Origin of the sequence: Novosphingobium profundi, from assembly GCF_018491765.1 — a bacterium.
GTDB lineage: Bacteria > Pseudomonadota > Alphaproteobacteria > Sphingomonadales > Sphingomonadaceae > Novosphingobium > Novosphingobium profundi.
In genome coordinates this window covers 94,724-116,871 of sequence record NZ_JABWCU010000012.1, presented here as the reverse complement: position 1 = coordinate 116,871, position 22,148 = coordinate 94,724, and the positions used below count along the sequence as shown (strand labels likewise).

Sequence of the window (22,148 nt, the reverse complement as noted above, 5' to 3'; positions counted from 1 at the left end):
GTCCGGGGCGAACCGGCCCAGGCAACGCGCCATCCCGGCCGGGCGTTCAGGCCAACTTCCATTCCCAGCCGAGCGGATCGCCGTCCATGACCTCGACACCCTTTGCCGCGAGATCGTCGCGCAGCGTGTCGGAGGTGGCGAAATCCTTTTCGATCCGGGCCTGCTTGCGCCGCTCGAGCACCGCCTCGATCTCCGCTTCGTCGATCGCGACCGAAACCGGGCGCAGGCGCAAGTCTTCCCGCCCGGTCTCGAACAGGCCAAGTCCGAAGACCGCGTCCATCATCTCCACCACCGCCCGCTTGGCGGAAGGGTCGACCTTCTTGGCCGCCAGCACATCCTCGAGCGCAGTCAATGCGACGGGGGTGTTGAGGTCCTCGGCGAGCGCCTTCTCGAACGTCTCGATCATGGGCGCGAGCTTGGGATGCACGGGTTCGCCGGCCGGCACGTCCGTGAGCCGTTCGGCCGCCATGATCATGCGCTTGAGGCGCGTGAGCGCCGCGCCGAGCCCATCCCAGGAAAACTCCAGTTCCGAGCGATAATGCGCCTGAAGGCACATCATGCGGTAGCCGAGCGGGTGGTAGCCCTTGTCGATGAGCAACTGAAGGCGCAGGAACTCTCCCGAGGACTTGCTCATCTTGCCCGAGCGTTCGACCAGAAAATTGTTGTGCATCCACACCTTCGCGCCCGAATTGGCGGGCACGTCGAGACCGTTGGTGCAGCAGAACGCCTGATTCTGCGCGATCTCGTTGGGGTGGTGGATCTCACGGTGATCGATGCCGCCGGTGTGAATGTCGAACGGAAAGCCCAGCAGCTTGCCCGACATGACCGAGCATTCCAGGTGCCAGCCAGGCGCCCCCTTGCCCCAGGGCGAATCCCATTCCATCTGGCGCGTCTCGCCTGCGGGCGTCTTGCGCCAGATCGCGAAATCGGCCGCGTTGCGCTTGCCCTCGACCGCCTCGATGCGCCCCTCACCCTCTTCGGTGACGGCACGCGCAAGCCGACCGTAATCGGCCACGGTCGAAACGTCGAAGTAAAGCCCGCTCTCGAGTTCGTAGCAATGCTTGGGCGCGATTTCCTTCGCGAAGTCGATCATCTGCTCGACATAATCTGTCGCGATCGACCAATGCGCGGGCTGGCGAATGTTCAGCGCCTGAATGTCCGCCCAGTAGGCCTCGGTGTAGTGGCGGGCAATGTCCCAGATCGACTGGGCCTTTTGCGCCGCCATCTTCTCCATCTTGTCCTCGCCCGCATCGCCATCGTCGGTCAGGTGGCCGACGTCGGTGATGTTGATGACGTGGGTGAGCTTGAGGCCGCGATGGCTGAGCGTTCGCCCGAGGATGTCCGCGAAGACATAGGCGCGCATGTTGCCGATATGCGGGTAATTGTAGACCGTCGGCCCGCAGGTATAGACCTTCGCCTCGCCGGCGTGGACGGGCTGGAAGGGTTCCAACTGGCGGGTCAGGCTGTTGAACAGCGTAAGTGCGGGAAGATCGGTCATGATGCCAGCGGCATTAGGCAGGCGACGCGTACAGTCAAGCGTGCGCGATCATCAGTACGCTGACACCAATCGTGATCAGGATGAAGCCTGCCCATTCGCGCGAGGTGAGCCAGCGCCCCGACATATAGCGCGAGACGAGCGCGACAACCGGCATCTCGATCAGCGCCAGCGTGCGCACGTTCGCCGCCATGGTCAGCGAAAAGGCGATGAACCAGCCCGCCGAGGCGAGCGCCCCCAGCGCGCCTGCGGGCACGCTGAGGCGCCACTCGCGCAAGGACTGGGTGAAGGCCCGCGCGTCACGAACGACGAACCAGACTGCCATGACCAGGGTCTGGATGCCCAGCGAGGCGACCAGGATCAGCAGGCTGCGCATCATGAAGGTGCCCTCGCCGACCGCGCCGATCGAGGCGCGAAAGCAGATCGCGGTGAGCCCGAAAAGCGCCCCGCTCGTCACCCCCACCAGCAACGACTTCCAGTCGGCGAGCGCTCCGGCCCCGTGATCGGGCTTGAGCGAGGCGAGGACCACACCCACGGTCACCACCATCACCGCGAACCAGCCGAGCGGCGCAAGCTGGTCTCCGATCAGCACGAGCCCGAGCACGGCCACTGTCACCGGTTCGGTCTTGATGTAGGCATAGGCAACGCCGAAGTCGCGCTTGGCCATGACCACCAGCATCAGCGCCGTGGCGGCGATCTGGAGCACGCCGCCCAGCGCCGCCCAGCCCCAGGCACCAGCCGGAATGGTGGGAATGGCCTGCCCGGTCACACCCACGAAGAGCGCGAGCAGCGCGGCGCCGAAAGGAAGGCCGTAGACGAAGCGGACCTGCGTGCCGCCCGCCGTGCCGATCCGGCCAGCAAGGCGCGACTGGAACGCGTTGCGAAAGACTTGCGCCAGCGCTGCCGCCAGTGTGAACGGCACCCACAGGTACGTCTCGATCATGATTTCAATGCCTTCAAACGGACGGTCAGAAGCCGTCGAAGCGGACCTGTTCGTCCAGCGGCACGCGCTCGCGCGCGAAGGTGTTGACCGGGGCCTCGCGATCGCCGTGCCCGATGGCGAGGCCGCAAAAAAGGATGTGCGTCTCGTCGCTCACACCGATGTGATCCTTGATGAGACGACCGTAGTCGCTCATCCACTCCTGCGGGCAGGAATCGAGCCCTTCCTCGCGCAAAAGAAGCATGATCGTCTGGAGCCACATGCCCACGTCGGCCCACTGCGGCGCGGCGTGGAGACGATCGATGTGGACGAGCAGCAGGACCGGTGCCCCGAAAGAGCGCACATTGGCCTCGGCGAAGGCCGCCCGCGCTGCCTTGTCCGCGCGCGCGATCCCCATCGCGCCATACATTGCAGCCCCCAGACTCCGGAGACGCGGGAGATAGACTTCGGACTTCTGTGGTTCGGAGTAGCTGTATTCGATCGGGTCCTGCGGTGCGCTCGCCAGCATCCTGGCCTGGAGCGCGGCCAGCGGCGCGCCAGTCAGCACGGTTGCCTCCCAGGGCTGGAAGTTGCAGCCCGAAGGCGCCATTCGCGCAGTATCGAGCACCCGGCGAAGGACCTCGAGCCTGACCGGTTCCTCGCTATAGGTGCGGATCGAACGGCGGCTGAGGACGGCCTCGGTCACGTTCATGCTATTTCTTCTTTTCGTCCTCGAACAGTCCGGCGAGCTGCTCGATCATCGTGCCGCCCAGTTGTTCAGCGTCCATGATCGTCACCGCGCGCCGATAGTAGCGCGTGACATCGTGGCCGATGCCGATGGCGACGAGCTGGATCGGAGACTTGCTCTCGATCCACTCGATGACCCGGCGCAAGTGCGCCTCGAGGTAGCCCGCCGAGTTCACCGAGAGCGTCGAATCGTCGACCGGCGCACCGTCGGAAATGACCATCAGGATGCGGCGGTCTTCCGGACGGGCCAGCAGGCGCTCGTGCGCCCAGAGCAGCGCCTCGCCGTCGATGTTCTCCTTGAGCAGGCCCTCGCGCATCATCAGGCCCAGGTTCTTGCGCGCGCGGCGCCAGGGCTCGTCGGCCTTCTTGTAGATGATGTGCCGCAGGTCGTTGAGGCGGCCGGGGTGCGCCGGCTTGCCGTTGGCAAGCCAGTTCTCGCGGCTCTGTCCGCCCTTCCAGGCGCGCGTCGTGAAGCCGAGGATCTCGACCTTCACCCCGCAGCGCTCCAGCGTTCGCGCCATCACGTCGGCGCTGATCGCCGCGATCGAGATCGGCCTTCCACGCATCGAGCCCGAGTTGTCGAGCAGCAGCGTGACCACGGTGTCCTTGAATTCGACGTCGCGCTCGATCTTGTAGGAGAGCGACTGGCCGGGCGAGACGACCACGCGGGCAAGGCGCGCGGCATCGAGCATTCCTTCCTCCTGATCGAAGTCCCAGGAGCGGTTCTGCTGCGCCATGAGGCGGCGCTGCATGCGGTTGGCCAAGCGCGTGACGACGCCCTGCAAGCCCTTGAGCTGCGCGTCCAGATAGGCGCGCAGACGCGTCAGTTCGGCCTCGTCGCACAAGTCCGAGGCGCTCACCACCTCGTCGAAGGCCTCGGTGAACACCGCGTAGTCGAAATCGGCGGGAATGTCGGTCCAGGCGCGGTTGGGGCGCACGGGCATCATGCCCTCCTCGCCCTCGTCACCTTCCTGGCCTTCCTCCATGTCGTCCGAAGCGTCACCCTCGGCGTCGCTTTCGCCCTCGTTCTCGCCCATCTGGGGCTCGGCCGCCATTTCGGAGGGTTGCGGCTCTTCCCCGGCATCGTCGCCCTGCTGGTCTTCCTCGGTCTCCTCATCGCCGTCGAGATCGTCGGTGTCCTCGGGCGGGACATCCGTCGGTTCCATGCGGGTCAGCTCGAGATGCTGGAGCATGTCGAGCGAGAGCGACTGGAACGCGGCCTGGTCCTCGATCGAACCTGCAAGCGCGTCGAAATCGGACGCTGCCTTGCTCTCGATCCAGTTGCGCACCATGTCGACGCCGAGACGGGCAACCTCGGGAATGTCCTCCCCCGTCAGGCGTTCACGCAGGAGCAGTGAAAGCGCGGTCGCAATCGGCACTTCGTCGGGCGCTTCGGCGCGGGCAATGGGATCGGTCGCGATGCGCGCATCCATCGCCGCGGCAAGATTTGCGCGCATTCCCGCATAGGCGTTGCTGCCCAGCGCCTCGTAGCGCACCGCCTCCACCGCATCGTAGCATGCGCGTGCGACCGGCTCGCTGGGCGCCTCGCGCATGTGCGCCTTGTCGTTGTGGTAACGCAGGCGAAGCGCGAAACGGTCGGCGTCGCCGCGCGCGCGCATCGCCGCCTCGAGCGGAACGTTGCGGCCGGGCATGGGGATGCGGAACAGGGAGCCGGAGGAACTGGGGCTGTCGGCCGTCCAGTTGACCTCGATCGCATCGTCCTTCGCAATGGCGCGCGAGGCGACGGCAAGGGCGGACTTGAAGCGATCTGCAGGGGATTCGTCGGACATAATCATGACAGCTAGCGCATCCAGCGCCGGGCCTCAAACGGCTTCGCGCGGACAAACCTTTGGATTCGCTCCGTGGCGAGACTCACGCACGACGAAGAACGGCACGGACACGAAACAAATAAGCCCGCTTCGGGACTGCCAACCCCGCAATTCGAACGCGCCGTGCGTCAGAGGCGCTTGTCGGCGCTCGCATGCCAGCGAAGACGGTCGGAGGCGTCGATCACCTCTCCACCGTTGGCGGTTAGGCGATCGAAATCGGCGAAGGCCTTTTCGATGGCCTCGCGCTTTTCGAGGATCAGCGCAGCAACACCGCTGGTCAGGCCACCTTCGTCCCCCACTCGCCCGAGTATGGCGGCGATATCGGCGACGATCGCCGTCGACGCGGAGGTATGAAGATGTCCTCGTTCGTCAACGTAGGCTTCAATAACTCGAGCCATTTAATTCTCCCAAACCGGAAGCAAGACAGACGGTGGAGTCTTCGGATTCTTCGAATCAACCGAAGGTCCGTGGAACAGACTACCACAGCTTGCAGGTGCCGGAATCGGGGTTGTTTGGGAGAAAATGGTTCACAATCGGAGCAACTCGGCCTGTAAAAACCAAAAGCCCACCATTTCAAAATTTTAAAGGAACGACCGCACAAATGACTGTTGCAGATTTACAACTGCATCATCCGACAATTCCAAAATCCCCAAATAAAAAACGCCGCAGAAGAGTATACAATCGAACTCCTGCGGCGTTTTTTAGTATTAATCAGTGAGCGCAATACAATTCGCACTCAAGCCTGAAGTTCAAAGCGTCTGACCGGTCTTGGCCCAATCGGCCAGGAAACCCTCGATACCCTTGTCGGTGAGGATATGCTTGAACAGACCCAGGATCACCTTGGGCGGCATCGTGGCGACGTCGGCGCCGATCTTGGCGCACTGGAGCAAGTGGATCGGATGACGGATCGACGCCGCGAGAATTTCGGTCTCGTAGGCGTAATTGTCATAAATGATGCGGATGTCTTCGATGAGCTGAATGCCATCGAAGCCGTTGTCGTCATGACGGCCGATGAACGGCGAGATGAACGAGGCACCGGCCTTGGCGGCGAGCAGCGCCTGATTGGCCGAGAAGCACAGGGTCACGTTGACCTTGGTGCCATCGCTCGTCAGGGCCTTGCAGGTCTTGAGGCCGTCGACGGTGAGCGGCACCTTGATGCAGACATTGTCGGCGATCTTGCGCAGGATTTCGGCCTCGCGCATCATGCCCGCGTGGTCGAGAGAAATGACTTCGGCGCTCACCGGTCCATCGACGATGGCGCAAATTTCCTTGGTGACCTCCATAAAGTCACGGCCCGACTTGGCGATGAGCGAGGGGTTGGTGGTCACGCCATCGAGCAGACCGGTGTCGGCCAGTTCCTTGATGTCGGCGATTTCAGCGGTGTCGACGAAGAATTTCATGGGACGAGTAATCCTGACTGGGCCGTGGCACCGCGTCGGTCGCGCGCTGCGCGCTTCCGCTCGTCGGTTCGTGCCACGGGCACGGTGGGCCTGTGGATTCGGCGAATCTGCCGTCCCTATAGGCCCCGCGCCCCACCTCGGCTAGGCCTTGAAAGACCATGCATGCCGGGCCCCGCGATCACCGGCGGCCGCCGCCTTCAATCGAGCGCGACGCTCGTCCCGTGGCGCAAGGCCAACTCCGAGTGCGTCACCTTCCTCCAGATCATGTCGTCGACGACGTGCGCCATCTGCACCACCAGCGCCTCGCGTCCGGCCCGATCGAGGCCCTGCAGGTAGCGCGCGATCTCGGGATCGCGGCTCTCCGCCAGCGCACCGTAGAGCCGCGATTCCACCGTGTTGAACGAGGCGCTTCCAAGCGTGCGGTGGAAGAACTCGGTAATCGGCATCTGCCCTTTGTATCTCTGCGCGCCGAACTTCATCGGGACCTCGCTCGCCGCTTCGCCGAGAAACGACTCCATCCCGAGCGCCACCGCAAATTCGCTATGGCGCAGCGCACGTTGGAGCGCCGCCGAGGTCACTCCGGCCGGCAGGGCTTCGGGGTGTTTGACCACCTCCGACCCGATCGCGGCTTCGCCGTCCTTGTGCAGGGCGACGAAGGCCTGGTCGACCGAAGCGCGCAGCAACTTGCGCCCCTTGGGCCCGGCACTATGCGCATAATCCTGCCCGAAAGCCGCGCCTTGCGCGCGCGTGGCTGCCTCGGCGTGAGCGGCCTTGGCGACAGGCACCGGATCGAGCGGGACGGCCTTGCGTTCGGGGAGCACCGGCACCAGTTCCTTGGTGGCGACAGGTGTATCGGGATGGTCCTGCGCTTCGGCGTTGCGTTCGACGCGCTCGCGCATGGCTTCGTCGGAATGAAGCAGGGTCATGCAGCCCGACAATGCGACCACGAACAGCGACACCACCGGCGCCGTCGCCCATATCCGGGTTGGCCGGCGGGCGGCTGCACCAAGCCCCATGCTCCGTTCGCGCCCGCTCGATCCCACCCGCATGCCCGCAAATCTCCTGCCATTCTGCGAGCCGGAGGTCTTAATGGGCTGACGTAACACCCGTGTTCCGCGTCTTTTGCAGGGCTTTGCCACTGTGTTGCACCGTGCACACAGAGCCGGACCATTGCTCGGCCGGTACGAGCGCGAAACCATTGATCCCCAAGATCGAAGCCCCCGCGCCTTCACGTCCGCGACCCGGGATGCCAATACGGCCCGGCCATGAACCGCGTCCGCCTCATTGTCTTCAACGCCGCGCTCGGCATCCTCGACTACCGGGTCCCCGAGGGGATGCAGGTCGAGCCGGGATCGGTGGTGATCGCCCCGCTTGGCCCGCGCCAGGTGCTCGGCATCGTCTGGGAGCCCGAACGCTTGGAGGCGCAGGACGTGCCCGCCGAGAAGCTGCGAGGCCTGCTGGAGGCGCTTCCCGTCCCTCCACTCAAGAGCGAACTGCGCCGCCTGATCGAGTGGACCGCCGACTACTACTGCGCCTCGCTCTCCTCGGTCGCTCGCATGGCGCTAGGCTCGATGGCAGCGCTGCGCGGTGGCGGGACGACAACCGAGTACCGCCTGACCGGCCTCGAACCGAGCCGCCTGACCCCGCAGCGCGCCGCCGCGATGGACGCGCTGCAACACGAACAGGCCTCGATCCGCGAACTGGCCGAACTGGCTTCGGTTTCCGAGGGGGTGCTGCGCGGCATGGTCGGCGCCGGCCTGCTCGAACCCGTCACCGTCGACCTCGACCGGCCCTACCCTGCGGCCAATCCAAACCACAACGCCCCCGCGCTCAGCGACGACCAGCGCCGCGCGGCCGACACGTTCGTCGAGGCTGTCAACGCCGATGCCTTCGCCCCCTTCCTCCTCGACGGGGTCACCGGATCGGGCAAGACCGAAACCTATTTCGAAGCGGTCGCCGCCGCGATCGCAGCCAACAAGCAAGTGCTCGTGCTCCTGCCCGAGATCGCGCTTACCGAGAATTTCCTGCGCCGTTTCGAGGACCGCTTCGGGGTTGCCCCGATCCAGTGGCACTCCTCGCTCAAGTCGAGCGAACGACGCCGGGCCTGGCGCGCGATCGTCAAGGGACCGGCGAACGGCGGCGCGCAAGTGGTGGTCGGCGCGCGCTCGGCGCTGTTCCTGCCTTACGCGCGCCTCGGCCTCATCATCGTCGACGAAGCGCACGAAGTCTCCTTCAAACAGGACGAGGGCGTGCGCTACAACGCGCGCGATGTCGCCGTCATCCGCGCCCGCTTCGAGAAGGCGCCGGTAATCCTCGCCAGCGCCACGCCCGCGCTGGAATCGATGCAGCTGGCCGAAGCCGGGATCTACCGCAAGATCGAGCTGCCCGCCCGCTTCGGCGGTGCACAGCTGCCCGATATCCAGATCCTCGACTTGCGCAAGGACGTACCCGACCGGGGCCGCTGGATCGCCGGGCCACTGGTGGAGCAGATGAAACTGCGCCTGGAGCGCGGCGAGCAGTCGCTGCTCTTTCTCAACCGGCGCGGCTATGCCCCGCTCACCTTGTGCCGCAACTGCGGCCATCGCTTCCAGTGCAAGCACTGCACCGCCTGGCTGGTCGAGCACCGCTTCTCGCGGCGCCTGGCCTGCCACCATTGCGGGCACGAGGAGCCGGTGCCCGAAGCCTGCCCCGAATGCGGCGCGAACGATTGCCTCGTTGCCTGCGGCCCGGGCGTGGAGCGCATCGCCGACGAAGTGGCCGAACTCTTCCCCGAGGCGCGCGTGGCGCTCGTCACCTCCGACACGATGAACACGCCCGAGGCGATCGCCGAATTCGTCGAGAAGGCCGAAGGCAAGGCCATCGACGTGATCGTCGGCACCCAGCTGGTCACCAAGGGCTACCACTTCCCCGACCTGACCCTCGTCGGCGTGATCGACGCCGACCTTGGCCTCGAGGGCGGCGACTTGCGCGCGGCCGAGCGCACCTACCAGCAGGTCGCCCAGGTTGCGGGCCGCGCCGGACGCGGCGAGAAGCCGGGCGAAGTGCTGATCCAGACCCGCCACCCCGAAGCCCCGGTGATCGCCGCACTTGCCGCAGGCGACCGCGACGCCTTCTACACCGCCGAAACCGAGGCCCGCCGGGATGCCGGCGCCCCGCCGTTCGGCCGCTGGGCGGCGATCATCGTCTCGTCCGAAGACCTTGCCGAAGCGCGCGACGCGGCCCGCGCGATCGGTGGCACCGCGCCCGACTTGCCCGACATGCTCGTGCTCGGCCCAGCCCCCGCCCCACTCTCGCTGCTGCGCGGACGCCACCGCTTTCGCCTGTTGATCAACGCAAGGCGCTCGGCCGAGCTCCAGAAGATCGTGCGCGCCTGGCTCTCGCCGCTCCAGTTCCCGCGCGGGGTGCGCGTCCACGTCGACGTCGATCCCTACAGCTTCGTCTAGCCCCTTTCCCCATGCGCGGCGACAGGGCTGTGGACAGCGAACCGGAAGCTTGGACAAAAGAACAAGCCGCAGGCGTGAACAACTTTAACCGATGGCCCAAAAGCCGGCCCTGCGCTTCAGACGCAAGGCAGACTATCGCAGCTGAGAACCGTCCTACCGAACCTCACGATCACGAGCATCCGTGTAATTCCTAAGCGAAATCACGAATTTCAGCTTGCGATCGTCTATTAGTCCAAGGCGAGCCTAACGCATCGCTGCGACAATACTGTGAACGCTACCGCCGCGCGCGATTTGCGGCTAAGTTCCCAATTGATCGTCAGCAAGGGCATCGGGGCACCTTGCATAGTCGCATTATCGCCGCTATGCGCGCCCCGTCTGCAGGCCGGGGGGACTTGCTCTTTCAGGTTTCCCCAAAGTGTCTCAGCCCACCCGATGTAAGGATAGGACACGCGTGGAGAACTCCGGCGGAATCAAGGCCAGCTTGCAAGGACGGTACGCTTCGGCGCTGTTCGAACTTGCCAGCGAGAACGGCACCGTAACGACAGTCGAAAGCGATCTCGACAAGACCGGCGTGGCGATCGCCGCGAGCGAAGATCTGGCCAGCCTGATTCGCAACCCCGAAGTCAGCCGTGCAGCTACCGGCAAGGCCGTCGAAGCCGTTGCCGACGTGCTCGGCCTCTCGCCGTTGACCAAGAACTTCCTGGGCGTGCTGGCGGAAAACCGTCGCCTGGCCGCGCTTCCCGAAATCATCCGTGCCTTCCGTGCCATCGCCGCCGCCGAGCGTGGCGAGGCGACCGCCGAAGTCACCTCGGCCCATGCGCTCGACGAAACCCAGGTCGAACAGCTTCGCCAGAAGCTCGAAGCGCGCGAAGGCCGCAACGTCAAGATCACGACGAGCGTCGATCCGGACCTGCTCGGTGGCCTCGTCGTCACCATCGGCTCGAAGCGCATTGACAGCTCGATCCGCACCCGTCTCAATTCGCTCGCCCAGGCCATGAAGGGCTGAGAAAGGCCCAAGAGGAACTAAACGCAATGGATATCCGCGCAGCAGAAATCTCGAAGGTCATCAAGGACCAGATCGCCAACTTCGGCACCGAAGCCCAGGTTTCGGAAGTCGGCAAGGTGCTCTCGGTCGGTGACGGCATTGCCCGCATTCATGGCCTCGACAAGTGCCAGGCCGGCGAAATGGTCGAATTCGCCAACGGCGTTCAGGGCATGGCCCTCAACCTCGAAGCCGACAACGTCGGCGTCGTGATCTTCGGCTCGGACGCCGAGATCAAGGAAGGCGACACCGTCAAGCGCACCGGCACCATCGTCGACGTGCCGACCGGCAAGGGCCTGCTCGGCCGCGTGGTCGACGCACTCGGCAACCCGATCGACGGCAAGGGCCCGATCATTTACACCGAGCGCCGCCGTGTCGAGACCAAGGCTCCCGGCATCATCCCGCGCAAGTCGGTGCACGAGCCCGTGCAGACCGGCCTCAAGGCGATCGACGCCCTCGTCCCCGTCGGCCGTGGCCAGCGCGAACTGATCATCGGTGACCGCCAGACCGGCAAGACCGCCGTCGCGATCGACACCTTCATCAACCAGAAGGGTCCGAACCAGAGCGACGACGAAGGCAAGAAGCTTTACTGCATCTACGTCGCCGTCGGCCAGAAGCGTTCGACCGTCGCCCAGATCGTGCGCCAGCTCGAAGAGAACGGCGCGATGGAATACTCGATCGTCGTCGCCGCGACCGCGTCGGAGCCCGCTCCGCTGCAGTACCTCGCGCCCTACACCGGCGCCGCGATGGGCGAGTTCTTCCGCGACAACGGCATGCACGCCGTGATCGTGTACGACGACCTTTCCAAGCAGGCCGTCGCCTACCGCCAGATGTCGCTGCTCCTTCGCCGTCCCCCGGGCCGCGAAGCCTACCCCGGCGACGTGTTCTACCTCCACAGCCGTCTCCTCGAGCGCGCTGCGAAGCTGAACGACGAGAACGGTTCGGGCTCGCTGACCGCACTGCCGATCATCGAGACCCAGGCGGGCGACGTCTCGGCCTACATCCCGACCAACGTGATCTCGATCACCGACGGCCAGATCTTCCTCGAGACCGGCCTGTTCTACCAGGGCGTGCGTCCGGCCATCAACGTCGGCCTCTCGGTCAGCCGCGTGGGCGGTTCGGCCCAGACCAAGGCGATGAAGAAGGTGGCCGGCTCGATCAAGCTCGAGCTCGCGCAGTACCGTGAAATGGCGGCCTTCGCGCAGTTCGGCTCGGACCTCGACGCCTCGACCCAGAAGCTGCTCAACCGCGGTGCGCGCCTGACCGAGCTGCTCAAGCAGCCCCAGTTCTCGCCGCTGCCCTTCGAAGAGCAGACCGTCTCGATCTTCGCGGGCACCAACGGCTACCTCGACACGATCGCGGTGGGCGACGTGGTGCGCTACGAAGCCGAGATGCTCGGCTACATGCGCTCGGAGCACGCCGGCGTCCTGGCCGAGATCCGCGAGAGCAAGAAGTTCGAAGGCGAGATCAAGGACAAGACCGTCGCCGCGCTCGACACGTTCGCCAAGACCTTCGCCTGAGCCTTTGCGTCGCCCCGGTGCAAGCCGGGGCCGCACCCGGCCCGGGCGCAAGCCCGGGACGCACACGATCCCGGCCTCGTCCGGGATGACGAATGGAGAAAATTGAGTGGCATCGCTCAAGGAACTCAAGGGCCGTATCAACTCGGTCAAGTCGACCCAGAAGATCACCAAGGCCAAGCAGATGGTCGCGGCCGCAAAGCTGCGCAAGGCTCAGGAAGCCGCCGAACAGGCGCGCCCCTATGCCGCACGCCTCGCCGAAGTGATGGGCTCGCTCGCGAGCAAGATCACGATCAGCGAGAACAGCCCCAAGCTCCTCGCCGGGACCGGCAGCGACCAGGTTCATCTCCTCGTCGTCGCCAACTCGGACAAGGGCCTGTGCGGCGCGTTCAACTCGAACATCGTGAAGGCGGCGCTGATCAAGGCCCGCAAGCTCGAGGCCGAGGGCAAGACCGTGCTGTTCTACCTCGTGGGCCGCAAGGGCCGCGCGGTGATCAAGCGCGAATTCCCCAAGCAGATCGTGCACGAGTTCGACACGACCGGCGTGCGCGAACCGGGCTTCAACGAAGCCGAACAGATCGCCGACGAACTGGTCGCCCTCTACGACAAGGGCACCTTCGACATCGCGCACCTGTTCTACGCCAAGTTCCGCTCGGCGCTGGTCCAGGAGCCCACCGGCCAGCAGATCATCCCCGTTCCCGCTCCAACGGCCGCGCCCGCCGCTGCCGACGCGGTCACCGAGTATGAGCCGGAAGAGGAGGAAATCCTCGCCGCGCTGCTGCCGCGCTACCTCAAGACCCAGATCTTCGGTGCCCTGCTGGAGAACGCCGCATCCGAACAGGGTGCGTCGATGACGGCCATGGACAACGCCACGCGCAACGCGGGCGACCTGATCCAGAAGCTGACGATCCAGTACAACCGCAGCCGCCAGGCCGCGATCACCACCGAACTCGTCGAAATCATCGCGGGCGCGGAAGCGCTCTAAGACATCGCAGGCAAGGAAACCTAACATGGCCACTGCACCCGTGTACAACCAGACCACCGCCGGCAAGATCAGCCAGGTCATCGGCGCCGTCGTCGACGTCATCTTCGAAGGCGAACTGCCCCCCATCCTCACCGCGCTCGAGACCTACAACAACGGTCAGAAGCTGGTGCTCGAAGTTGCCCAGCACCTGGGTGAGAACACCGTTCGCACGATCGCCATGGACGGCACCGACGGCCTGACCCGCGGCCAGGACGTGACCTCGACCGGCAAGCAGATCTCGGTGCCCGTGGGCCCCAAGACGCTCGGCCGCATCATGAACGTCGTGGGCGAGCCCATCGACGAGCGCGGCCCGATCGGTTCGGACATGCACGCCCCGATCCACGCCGAGGCTCCCCCGTTCATCGACCAGTCGACCGACGCGGCGATCCTCGTCACCGGCATCAAGGTCATCGACCTTCTCGCGCCTTACGCCAAGGGCGGCAAGATCGGCCTGTTCGGCGGCGCGGGCGTGGGCAAGACCGTGCTCATCCAGGAACTGATCAACAACATCGCCAAGGGCCACGGCGGCGTCTCGGTCTTCGCGGGCGTCGGTGAACGTACCCGTGAAGGTAACGACCTCTACCACGAGTTCCTCGATGCCGGCGTTATCGCCAAGGACGCCGAAGGCAACGCCACCTCGGACGGTTCGAAGGTTGCGCTCGTGTTCGGCCAGATGAACGAGCCCCCGGGCGCCCGTGCCCGCGTCGCGCTCTCGGGCCTGACCATGGCCGAGTACTTCCGCGATCAGGAAGGCCAGGACGTCCTGTTCTTCGTCGACAACATCTTCCGCTTCACCCAGGCGGGCGCCGAAGTGTCGGCCCTGCTCGGCCGTATTCCCTCGGCCGTGGGCTATCAGCCGACCCTGTCGACCGACATGGGCCAGCTGCAGGAGCGCATCACCTCGACCACCAAGGGTTCGATCACCTCGGTCCAGGCCATCTACGTTCCCGCGGACGACCTTACCGACCCGGCCCCGGCTGCCTCGTTCGCCCACCTCGACGCGACGACCACGCTGAACCGTGCGATCTCGGAGCTCGGCATCTACCCCGCCGTTGACCCGCTCGACTCGACCAGCCGCGTTCTCGAACCGCGCGTTGTCGGCACCGAGCACTACGAGACCGCCCGCGCCGTCCAGGAAATCCTGCAGAAGTACAAGTCGCTGCAGGACATCATCGCCATTCTCGGCATGGACGAGCTCTCGGAAGAGGACAAGCTGACCGTTGCGCGCGCCCGCAAGATCCAGCGCTTCCTCTCGCAGCCGTTCCACGTCGCCGAGGTCTTCACCGGCATCTCGGGCAAGTTCGTCCAGCTCGAAGACACCGTGAAGTCGTTCAAGGCCGTCGTCGAAGGCGAATACGACCACCTGCCCGAAGCCGCCTTCTACATGGTCGGTGGCATCGAGGAAGCGGTTGCCAAGGCCAAGAAGCTGGCTGAAGACGCCTAAGGAATTTGGTGTCCGGGTGCGCCCCTCTCGCGAGGGAGGAGCACCCGGCCCATTCCCGAAGGCACGCCCCGGCCGCTATCGTTGCGGGCACGGGGCACTCTTCCAAGTTCAAGGAAACCGAACATGGCACTGCATTTCGAACTCGTGACGCCGGCCAAGCTGGTCCGCTCGGAAGACGTCCACATGGTCGTCGTCCCCGGCACCGAAGGTGAGTTCGGTGTTCTTGCCGGTCACGCCCCCTTCATGTCGACCGTCGCCGATGGCGCACTCAAGGTCTACAAGACCGAGAACGGCATTCCCGAAGAGATCGTGATCTCGGGCGGCTTCGCCGAAGTCGGCGATAAGGGCCTGACCGTGCTGGCTGAACACGTCGGGAGCTGACCGGCTCGCTGCCCCGCGCATCCCGCGCTGGATTTTGACAAAAGGGCGTCGCGGCTGGGCCGTCGGCGCCCTTTTGCCGTCTGGAGCCCGCCTTGCCCCCGTCAACGCTTGCGGTGCGTGGGCGCGTGGAAATCGGGTGGCTTGCCCGCAATCCATGTCAGGAACCGCGCCAGCTCGGGACGTGCGCGCAGAAGCGCCGCATCACCACCGAACTGGGCGAGCTGCACGTTGGTGAAGCTCGCGTGCAAAGTGCGATGGCAGATCGGATGGACGGGCTCGGTCGCCCGCCCTCCCCGGCTTTTTGGTACCGGATGGTGCCATTCCACCTTGCGCCCGAGCGCGCGCCCGCAGAGCCAGCACGTGTGTTCAAGGTCATCCATTTTCAGCACTTTAGGCCATCGCAGTGGCCTTGCGAAGGGCTCCCGCGCTGTCCGCGCCATTAGGGAGTTATCAAAGTTTCAACCTTAATCTCGGATTCGAGATGAAGAAATCGCCCGGCCCCGAGGCCGGGTACGGCTAGGGTTGACCATAAGATGACGGCATTCGGGCGGCGCAGTGGAGTTGGCGGCATGGGTCAGGGCGCGCGCCCGGCCTTCGGTGTGGCCAAGCCGCTCAAGGGTGGCCCAACCGGGCTCGACAAGGCCGCACCTGGCCCCGGCTCGGCGCCGATTCCCGGCGGCGAGCCCTTCCCCGCCGCCCCTTCCGCCGACAAGGCGGTCAGCGCGCAGGCCCTGCGCGAGGACGCGATGACGCGCCTTGCCGATCGCGCCAACGCCGTCCACGAGAACCAGGAGCAGGACAGCTTCGAAGCCTCGATCCACAAGATCAAGGAACAGGTGCTCCCGCGCCTGCTCGAGCGCGTCGATCCCGAAGCCGCCGCGACGCTCACCAAGGACGAGCTTTCCGAAGAATTCCGCCCGATCATCATCGAAGTGCTTGCCGAACTGAAGATCACCTTCAACCGGCGCGAGCAGTTCGCTCTTGAAAAGGTTCTGATCGACGAACTGCTTGGCTTCGGGCCGCTCGAGGAACTGCTCAACGATCCCGATGTCTCGGACATCATGGTCAACGGCCCCAACCAGACCTACATCGAAAAGAAGGGCAAGCTGCAGCTCGCCAGCACCAAGTTCCGCGACGAGCAGCACCTGTTCCAGATCGCCCAGCGCATCGTGAACCAGGTCGGCCGCCGCGTCGACCAGACCACGCCGCTGGCCGACGCCCGTCTCAAGGATGGCAGCCGCGTCAACGTCATCGTGCCCCCGCTCTCGCTGCGCGGCACCGCAATCTCCATTCGTAAGTTCTCCGAGAAGCCGATCACCATCGACATGCTCAAGGACTTCGGCTCGATGAGCGACAAGATGGCGACCGCACTCAAGATCGCGGGCGCATGCCGCATGAACATCGTCATCTCGGGCGGTACCGGTTCGGGCAAGACGACGATGCTGAACGCGCTCTCCAAGATGATCGACCCCGGCGAGCGCGTGCTCACCATCGAGGACGCCGCCGAACTTCGCCTGCAGCAGCCGCACTGGCTGCCGCTCGAAACCCGCCCCCCCAACCTCGAGGGCCAGGGCGCAATCACCATCGGCGATCTCGTCAAGAACGCGCTGCGCATGCGCCCGGACCGCATTATCCTGGGCGAAATCCGCGGCGCGGAGTGCTTCGATCTGCTCGCCGCGATGAACACCGGCCACGACGGATCGATGTGCACGCTTCACGCCAACTCTCCGCGCGAATGCCTTGGCCGTATGGAAAACATGATCCTGATGGGCGACATCAAGATCCCCAAGGAAGCCATCAGCCGTCAGATTGCCGAATCGGTCGACATCATCGTGCAGGTGAAGCGCCTGCGCGACGGCTCGCGCCGCACCACCAACATCACCGAAGTGATCGGCATGGAGGGCGACGTGATCGTGACGCAAGAGCTCTTCAAGTTCGAGTATCTCGACGAGACCGACGACGGCAAGATCGTCGGCGAATTCCGCGCCTCGGGCCTGCGCCCCTACACGCTCGAGAAGGCGCGCCAGTTCGGCTTCGACCAGGCCTACCTCGAGGCCTGCCTCTGATCCGCCGCCCCTGCGCGCTTGCGCGGGCCGGACGTCGCTTGGCTCAGCCGGTCAACCAGTGTCGGCCGCCCAGGCCGATCAGCAGAACCGCGCCCAGGAACGAGACGAAGAAGATCGCGTTCCAGGGCATGAACCCGACGCGCTCGAGGTCGCGGCGCTTGACCCGCCGTCGTTCGGCAAGACTCGCGATTCCCGCAATGACGGCAAGGGCGCTCCCGGCTACGAGCATGAACTGATCGGTCGGATCCATCTCCTGCCCTTGCCCCGAAGCGCGCAGGAGTTAAAGCACCCTTGTGACTTCTTCCCCTGCCCGCCACACTGCGCCTTCTCCGGATCGCCCGCATAACCCCTTGCTCGGCATAGCCTTGCGCCTCGGCTCGACCCTGGCGCTGGCAACGATGTTCATGCTCATCAAGCTCGCCGGCACGCACGGGGTTTCGATGCCAGAGCTCATGTTCTGGCGCCAGGCGATCAGCGTACCGCTCATCCTCGGCTGGCTGCTTGCAAGCGGGCAAGTCGGCAAGCTCGGCACGCGGCGCCCCTTCGCGCACTTCGGCCGCGCGGCGGTGGGCACCGCCGGGCTGTTCTGCAATATCGCCGCATCGACGCTGCTCCCTCTTCCCGTCGCGACGACCTTGGGCTTCACCGCCCCGCTCTTCGCGGTCCTCATCACCGCCCTCATCTTGCGCGAACACGTCGGGCGCTGGCGTTGGACGGCGGTCATCGCGGGCTTCGCAGGCGTGCTCGTGATCGCGGGCCCCGGCGAAATCGCCAATGTGCCCGTCCTTGGCGTCGCAGCGGGCCTTGGTGCCGGCGTGATCGTCGCCACCGTCAGCTTCCAGATCCGCAGCCTCGCACGCACCGACACCCCGATCTCGATGGTGTTCTGGTTCGCGATGTTCGGCGCTCTGGGAGCCAGCGTGTTCCTGCCCTTCTACGCCCAATGGCACGATCCGGTGGCCTATCTTATCCTGCTGGCGTTGGGGCTGGCGGGGACCCTGGGGCAATTCCTCATCGCGGCCTCGCTGCGCCAGGCCCCCGTCGCGACAGTCGTGGTGATCGACTACGTCTCGCTGATCTGGGCAACGACGTACGGCCTTTTCATCTTCGACAGCTGGCCGCCGCAAACGACCTGGCTCGGTGCGCCGCTGATCATCGCGGCGGGCCTCATCATCACGTGGCGCGAGCACGTCCTGGCGAAGCGGATTTCGCCGACCTCTGCCATGGATTCGAGCGCGCTCGAGGAAGCGTCCGAGGCGCAGGAGCCGGCCGGAACCTGATCCGGGCTTGCGAGTTTCTCCTTCCAAGTCGGCCGCCTGCGGCCGGACTGGATGGAAGGAAGGATACCCAAGTCATGTTCAAGAAGCTCACTCTTGCTCTCGTCGCCAGCGGTCTCGTGCTCGGCGCGAGCGCGTGCAACACCGTCAAGGGCGCCGGCCGCGACATCGAATCGGTCGGCCAGGCGGGCGACAACGCGATCAACTGATCGACAGCTTATCGCCCGGACTGTTCTGCAGTGCGGGCGGCTGGCACGGCTGGCGAGCGAAGCCTGCGGTGAAAGGCGAGCTGGGCGACTTTTCTTGATGCGGGCGTTGTCCTAGAAGCAACGCCCCATCAACCGGAAAGACACGCCCCGCCATGACCGGCAAAATCCTCACCCTTATCGCCGCCACCGGCCTTCTTGCCAGCCTTGCCGCCTGCAACACCGTCAAGGGCCTCGGCCGCGACGTGGAATCGGTCGGCCGCGCGGGCGAACGCGCGATCAACTGAGCGGATTTCCCCGCCCGGCGCGGGAGAGACAAGAGCATGAAAACGGCCGCGCCCCGGATGGGGACGCGGCCGTGTTTCATTGGGCGTGACGCGTGGTTCAGGCGCGCGCGTCGGCCTTCCACACCAGCACGGGCTTGCGCGCCGCGCGGGTCTCGTCAAGGCGGCGGCGCGGAGCGAAGTGCGGAGCCGAATGCAGGCTCGCATCCTCCTCACGCGCGCGCTGCGCCAGGTTGCGCATCGAGGCGATGAAGCGGTCGAGGCCCGGCTTGCTTTCGGTTTCGGTGGGCTCGATCAGCATCGCGCCCTTGACCACCAGCGGGAAGTAGACCGTCATCGGGTGGAAACCCTCGTCGATCAGGCCCTTGGCGATATCGAGCGTGGTGAAGCCCTCAGGCAGACCCGCGTCGCTGAACAACGCCTCGTGCATGCACGGACCGCTCTTGCCGAAGGGAGCCTGAAGCACGTCCTCGAGGCTACGCAGCACGTAGTTCGCGTTGAGCACCGCGTCCTCGGCCACTTGCTTGAGGCCATCGGCGCCGTGGCTCAGGATATAGGCGAGCGCGCGGGTGAACATGCCCATTTGGCCGTGGAAGGCGACCATGCGGCCGAAAGCGCGCGCGTGGCCCTCGCCCCGGTTCTCTTCCTCGACGAGGTGCACGTGGCCGTCCTCGCCGCGCGCCACGAAGGGCAGCGGGGCGTAAGGCGCGAGCGCCTCGGACAGCACCACCGGACCCGCACCCGGACCGCCACCACCGTGCGGGGTGGAGAAGGTCTTGTGCAGGTTGATGTGCATGGCATCGACGCCCAGGTCACCCGGACGCACCCGCCCGACGATGGCGTTGAAGTTGGCGCCATCGCAGTAGACGTAGCCACCCGCCGCGTGAACCGCGTCGGCAATCGCCTTCATCTCGGGCTCGAACAGGCCGCAGGTGTTGGGGTTGGTGATCATCACGCCCGCAACGTCCGGGCCCAGCTTGGCCTTGAGCGCGGCGAGATCGACGCGGCCCTCGGGCGTTGCCGGGATGGTCTCGACCTTGAAGCCCGCGAAGGCGGCGGTCGCCGGGTTGGTGCCGTGCGCGCTCTCGGGCACGAGCACGACGTCGCGCGTCTCACCGCGTGCGTCGAGCGCGGCGCGGATGCACAGGAGGCCGCACAGCTCGCCGTGCGCACCCGCCTTCGGGCTCATCGCCACCGAGGCCATGCCGGTCAGCGTGATCAGCCAGTCGGCCAGCTGCTCGATTACCTCGAGCGCGCCTTCGACCGTCTTTTGCGGCTGGAGCGGGTGGACATCGGCGAAGCCGGGCAGACGCGCCATCTTCTCGTTGAGGCGCGGATTGTGCTTCATCGTGCACGAGCCGAGCGGGAACGGGCCGAGGTCGATGCCGTAGTTCTGACGCGAGAGGCGCGTGTAGTGGCGCACCGCCTCGGGTTCGCTGAGGCCCGGAACCGCCGGAGCCGCCTTGCGGCGGAACTTGGCCAGCGCGGGCGAGACCGCCTTGGCCGGGGCGTCGAAATCGACGCCGGTCTGGCCCTCGCAGCCCAGTTCGAAGATCAGCGGTTCCTCGAGCATCAGCGCATGGTCGCCGCTCTGCGTTTCGGGTACCGAGACGCCGCCCTCGGCGCTGTTCATGCTCGGGCGCCAGCCCGCCGTGTTGACGCCGCTCATGCCGCCACTCCTTCCAGGACCGCCGCCAGTTCGGTGGCGAAGGTTTCGATATCCGCATCGGTGACCGTCTCGGTCGCCGTGACGAGCAGGCCCTTGTGCAGGCCGTCAAGCTCGGGGAACAGGCGGCCGAGCGAAACACCGCCCAGCACGCCGCGATCGGCAAGGTCGCGCACCACTTCGCGCGCGTCACGCGAAAGGACGAGTGTCACTTCGTTGAAGTAAGCCTCCGACAGCGCCGAGACACCCGGGATCTGCGTCAACCGCGCAACGAGCGCCTGCGCGCGATCGTGGTTGATCGCGGCCAGCTGGCTCAGGCCCTCACCGCCCAGAAGGCTCATGTGAATGCTGAAAGCAAGCGCGCAAAGACCTGAATTCGTGCAGATATTGCTCGTGGCCTTCTCGCGGCGAATGTGCTGCTCGCGGGTCGAGAGGGTAAGCACGAAGCCGCGCTTGCCTTCGGCATCGACGGTCTCACCGCACAGACGTCCCGGCATCTGGCGCACGAACTTTTCGCGGCAGCCAAAGAGCCCGAGGTAGGGACCGCCGAACTGGAGGCCGACGCCGAGCGACTGGCCCTCGCCCACGACGATGTCGGCACCAAGGTGACCCGGCGCTTCGAGCAGGCCGAGCGCGACCGGCTCGGTCACCACCGCGATCAGCAGCGCACCCTTGGCGTGCGCGGCTTCGGCGATGGCGGCAAGGTCGGGAATGCGGCCCAGGATGTCGGGGTACTGGACCACGACGCTGGCGGTCCCATCGTCGATCGCCGCGATCACCGCAGCGTCGTCGGCCTCGGCGGTCAGTTCAGGCGCAAGGCTGACGATGTCGTCGCGCGTGAACTTGGCCATCGTGCGCACGACTTCGCCGTAGTGCGGGTGCAGGCCGCCCGAGAGGACCGACTTGCCCTTGCGGGTAACGCGCGCGGCCATGAGGATGGCTTCCCAGCACGCGGTCGAGCCGTCGTACATCGAGGCGTTGGCGATGTCGGTGCCGAACAGCGCGGCGACTTGCGTCTGGAACTCGAAGAGAACCTGCAGCGTGCCTTGCGCGATTTCGGGCTGGTAGGGGGTGTAGGCGGTGAGGAACTCGCCGCGCTGGATGAGGTGGTCGACCGAGGCCGGCACATGGTGGCGATAGGCGCCCGCGCCGAGGAAGAACGGGGCCGAACCGGCGTTGAGGTTCTTCGCGGCGAGCGCCGAGAGGTGGCGCTCGACAGCCATTTCGCTGGCGTGCATCGGCAGGCCCTCGATCGGGCCGGTAAGGCGCGCCGCTTCGGGCACGTCGCAGAACAGCTCGTCGACCGAGCTGGCGCCGATGGTCTCGAGCATGCTCGAGCGATCGGCCGGAGTGAGGGGGAGATAGCGCATCAGGCTTGTAATCCTGGCTGGGAGAGAGGCGCCGTGTG

21 protein-coding genes are annotated in these 22,148 nt (G+C 65.7%); 10 read left to right on the top strand and 11 right to left on the bottom strand.

The features are described 5' to 3' along the window. Nucleotides 1-46: 46 nt before the first annotated feature. The 7 genes from cysS to HT136_RS14995 form a co-directional block, all read right to left on the bottom strand. Nucleotides 47-1,498, bottom strand: coding sequence for a cysteine--tRNA ligase (gene cysS, locus HT136_RS15025; RefSeq protein ID WP_214200612.1), 1,452 nt, complete (start codon nt 1,496-1,498; stop codon nt 47-49). Between the two features lie 34 nt (nt 1,499-1,532). Beyond that, complete coding sequence (locus HT136_RS15020) at nt 1,533-2,438, bottom strand: EamA/RhaT family transporter (RefSeq protein WP_214200611.1); 906 nt, start codon at nt 2,436-2,438, stop codon at nt 1,533-1,535. A 25-nt stretch (nt 2,439-2,463) separates the two neighbouring features. Beyond that, complete coding sequence (locus HT136_RS15015) at nt 2,464-3,126, bottom strand: nitroreductase (RefSeq protein ID WP_214200610.1); 663 nt, start codon at nt 3,124-3,126, stop codon at nt 2,464-2,466. A 1-nt stretch (nt 3,127) separates the two neighbouring features. Further along, on the bottom strand, nt 3,128-4,951 hold the full coding sequence (gene cobT, locus HT136_RS15010; protein ID WP_214200609.1) for a cobaltochelatase subunit CobT: 1,824 nt from the start codon (nt 4,949-4,951) through the stop codon (nt 3,128-3,130). Between the two features lie 167 nt (nt 4,952-5,118). After that, entirely contained in the window at nt 5,119-5,388 is a 270-nt protein-coding gene (locus tag HT136_RS15005; protein ID WP_214200608.1) for a hypothetical protein, read from the bottom strand. A gap of 351 nt (nt 5,389-5,739) precedes the next feature. Beyond that, the gene (gene fsa / locus HT136_RS15000; RefSeq protein WP_214200607.1) at nt 5,740-6,390 is read right to left on the bottom strand and encodes a fructose-6-phosphate aldolase; all 651 of its coding nucleotides are present in this window, start codon (nt 6,388-6,390) and stop codon (nt 5,740-5,742) included. A 197-nt stretch (nt 6,391-6,587) separates the two neighbouring features. Next, nucleotides 6,588-7,439 carry a hypothetical protein gene (locus HT136_RS14995; RefSeq protein WP_214200606.1) on the bottom strand — a complete coding sequence of 284 codons (852 nt, stop codon included), beginning with the start codon at nt 7,437-7,439 and terminating at the stop codon, nt 6,588-6,590. Between the two features lie 216 nt (nt 7,440-7,655). Here HT136_RS14995 and HT136_RS14990 point away from each other — a divergent pair, with 216 nt between their 5' ends. The 6 genes from HT136_RS14990 to HT136_RS14965 all read left to right on the top strand — a co-directional run bounded on the left by HT136_RS14990 (nt 7,656) and on the right by HT136_RS14965 (nt 15,241). Next, the gene (locus HT136_RS14990; protein WP_214200605.1) at nt 7,656-9,833 is read left to right on the top strand and encodes a primosomal protein N'; all 2,178 of its coding nucleotides are present in this window, start codon (nt 7,656-7,658) and stop codon (nt 9,831-9,833) included. A 451-nt stretch (nt 9,834-10,284) separates the two neighbouring features. Then, complete coding sequence (locus HT136_RS14985; RefSeq protein ID WP_214200604.1) at nt 10,285-10,839, top strand: F0F1 ATP synthase subunit delta; 555 nt, start codon at nt 10,285-10,287, stop codon at nt 10,837-10,839. 26 nt (nt 10,840-10,865) lie between these two features. Beyond that, on the top strand, nt 10,866-12,395 hold the full coding sequence (gene atpA, locus HT136_RS14980; RefSeq protein WP_214200603.1) for a F0F1 ATP synthase subunit alpha: 1,530 nt from the start codon (nt 10,866-10,868) through the stop codon (nt 12,393-12,395). 106 nt (nt 12,396-12,501) lie between these two features. Then, a complete protein-coding gene (locus HT136_RS14975) occupies nt 12,502-13,377 on the top strand; it encodes a F0F1 ATP synthase subunit gamma (RefSeq protein ID WP_214200602.1) in 876 nt (291 codons plus the stop codon). A gap of 25 nt (nt 13,378-13,402) precedes the next feature. After that, nucleotides 13,403-14,860 carry a F0F1 ATP synthase subunit beta gene (gene atpD / locus HT136_RS14970; RefSeq protein ID WP_214200601.1) on the top strand — a complete coding sequence of 486 codons (1,458 nt, stop codon included), beginning with the start codon at nt 13,403-13,405 and terminating at the stop codon, nt 14,858-14,860. Between the two features lie 123 nt (nt 14,861-14,983). Then, nucleotides 14,984-15,241: an ATP synthase F1 subunit epsilon gene (locus tag HT136_RS14965; RefSeq protein WP_214200600.1), complete on the top strand. Its 258-nt coding sequence runs from the start codon at nt 14,984-14,986 to the stop codon at nt 15,239-15,241. Between the two features lie 101 nt (nt 15,242-15,342). Here the strand turns inward: HT136_RS14965 and HT136_RS14960 are convergent, their stop codons facing one another. Beyond that, complete coding sequence (locus HT136_RS14960; RefSeq protein ID WP_214200599.1) at nt 15,343-15,621, bottom strand: HNH endonuclease; 279 nt, start codon at nt 15,619-15,621, stop codon at nt 15,343-15,345. A 153-nt stretch (nt 15,622-15,774) separates the two neighbouring features. Between HT136_RS14960 and HT136_RS14955 the strand changes: the two genes are divergently transcribed. Then, entirely contained in the window at nt 15,775-17,307 is a 1,533-nt protein-coding gene (locus HT136_RS14955; protein ID WP_214200598.1) for a TadA family conjugal transfer-associated ATPase, read from the top strand. Between the two features lie 43 nt (nt 17,308-17,350). On the opposite strand, the gene HT136_RS14950 is transcribed toward HT136_RS14955, so the two are convergent. Then, nucleotides 17,351-17,557: a hypothetical protein gene (locus tag HT136_RS14950; RefSeq protein WP_214200597.1), complete on the bottom strand. Its 207-nt coding sequence runs from the start codon at nt 17,555-17,557 to the stop codon at nt 17,351-17,353. A gap of 43 nt (nt 17,558-17,600) precedes the next feature. Here HT136_RS14950 and HT136_RS14945 point away from each other — a divergent pair, with 43 nt between their 5' ends. The 3 genes from HT136_RS14945 (at nt 17,601) to HT136_RS14935 (ending at nt 19,077) form a co-directional block, all read left to right on the top strand. Beyond that, entirely contained in the window at nt 17,601-18,587 is a 987-nt protein-coding gene (locus HT136_RS14945) for a DMT family transporter (protein WP_343222203.1), read from the top strand. A gap of 74 nt (nt 18,588-18,661) precedes the next feature. Then, complete coding sequence (locus HT136_RS14940) at nt 18,662-18,793, top strand: entericidin A/B family lipoprotein (RefSeq protein ID WP_214200596.1); 132 nt, start codon at nt 18,662-18,664, stop codon at nt 18,791-18,793. Nucleotides 18,794-18,945: 152 nt separating this feature from the next. Further along, complete coding sequence (locus HT136_RS14935; protein WP_214200595.1) at nt 18,946-19,077, top strand: entericidin A/B family lipoprotein; 132 nt, start codon at nt 18,946-18,948, stop codon at nt 19,075-19,077. 97 nt (nt 19,078-19,174) lie between these two features. Here HT136_RS14935 and gcvPB read toward each other — a convergent pair whose 3' ends face one another. Then, on the bottom strand, nt 19,175-20,743 hold the full coding sequence (gcvPB, locus tag HT136_RS14930; RefSeq protein ID WP_214200594.1) for an aminomethyl-transferring glycine dehydrogenase subunit GcvPB: 1,569 nt from the start codon (nt 20,741-20,743) through the stop codon (nt 19,175-19,177). Next, complete coding sequence (gcvPA, locus tag HT136_RS14925) at nt 20,740-22,110, bottom strand: aminomethyl-transferring glycine dehydrogenase subunit GcvPA (protein ID WP_214200593.1); 1,371 nt, start codon at nt 22,108-22,110, stop codon at nt 20,740-20,742. Before gcvPA ends, gcvPB begins: the two co-directional genes overlap by 4 nt. Nucleotides 22,111-22,148: the final 38 nt, after the last annotated feature.

Excerpts from the sequence above, each read along its gene's own strand:
- HT136_RS14995 (WP_214200606.1), bottom strand. The coding sequence starts at position 7,439 with ATGCGGGTGGGATCGAGCGGGCGCGAACGGAGCATGGGGCTTGGTGCA.
- fsa (WP_214200607.1), bottom strand. The coding sequence starts at position 6,390 with ATGAAATTCTTCGTCGACACCGCTGAAATCGCCGACATCAAGGAACTG.
- HT136_RS14960 (WP_214200599.1), bottom strand. The coding sequence starts at position 15,621 with ATGGATGACCTTGAACACACGTGCTGGCTCTGCGGGCGCGCGCTCGGG.
- HT136_RS15020 (WP_214200611.1), bottom strand. The coding sequence starts at position 2,438 with ATGATCGAGACGTACCTGTGGGTGCCGTTCACACTGGCGGCAGCGCTG.
- HT136_RS15015 (WP_214200610.1), bottom strand. The coding sequence starts at position 3,126 with ATGAACGTGACCGAGGCCGTCCTCAGCCGCCGTTCGATCCGCACCTAT.
- HT136_RS14990 (WP_214200605.1), top strand. The coding sequence starts at position 7,656 with ATGAACCGCGTCCGCCTCATTGTCTTCAACGCCGCGCTCGGCATCCTC.
- HT136_RS14955 (WP_214200598.1), top strand. The coding sequence starts at position 15,775 with ATGACGGCATTCGGGCGGCGCAGTGGAGTTGGCGGCATGGGTCAGGGC.
- HT136_RS14950 (WP_214200597.1), bottom strand. The coding sequence starts at position 17,557 with ATGGATCCGACCGATCAGTTCATGCTCGTAGCCGGGAGCGCCCTTGCC.
- gcvPA (WP_214200593.1), bottom strand. The coding sequence starts at position 22,110 with ATGCGCTATCTCCCCCTCACTCCGGCCGATCGCTCGAGCATGCTCGAG.
- HT136_RS15005 (WP_214200608.1), bottom strand. The coding sequence starts at position 5,388 with ATGGCTCGAGTTATTGAAGCCTACGTTGACGAACGAGGACATCTTCAT.
- HT136_RS14935 (WP_214200595.1), top strand. The coding sequence starts at position 18,946 with ATGACCGGCAAAATCCTCACCCTTATCGCCGCCACCGGCCTTCTTGCC.
- HT136_RS14940 (WP_214200596.1), top strand. The coding sequence starts at position 18,662 with ATGTTCAAGAAGCTCACTCTTGCTCTCGTCGCCAGCGGTCTCGTGCTC.
- cysS (WP_214200612.1), bottom strand. The coding sequence starts at position 1,498 with ATGACCGATCTTCCCGCACTTACGCTGTTCAACAGCCTGACCCGCCAG.
- cobT (WP_214200609.1), bottom strand. The coding sequence starts at position 4,951 with ATGTCCGACGAATCCCCTGCAGATCGCTTCAAGTCCGCCCTTGCCGTC.
- atpA (WP_214200603.1), top strand. The coding sequence starts at position 10,866 with ATGGATATCCGCGCAGCAGAAATCTCGAAGGTCATCAAGGACCAGATC.
- HT136_RS14965 (WP_214200600.1), top strand. The coding sequence starts at position 14,984 with ATGGCACTGCATTTCGAACTCGTGACGCCGGCCAAGCTGGTCCGCTCG.
- atpD (WP_214200601.1), top strand. The coding sequence starts at position 13,403 with ATGGCCACTGCACCCGTGTACAACCAGACCACCGCCGGCAAGATCAGC.
- gcvPB (WP_214200594.1), bottom strand. The coding sequence starts at position 20,743 with ATGAGCGGCGTCAACACGGCGGGCTGGCGCCCGAGCATGAACAGCGCC.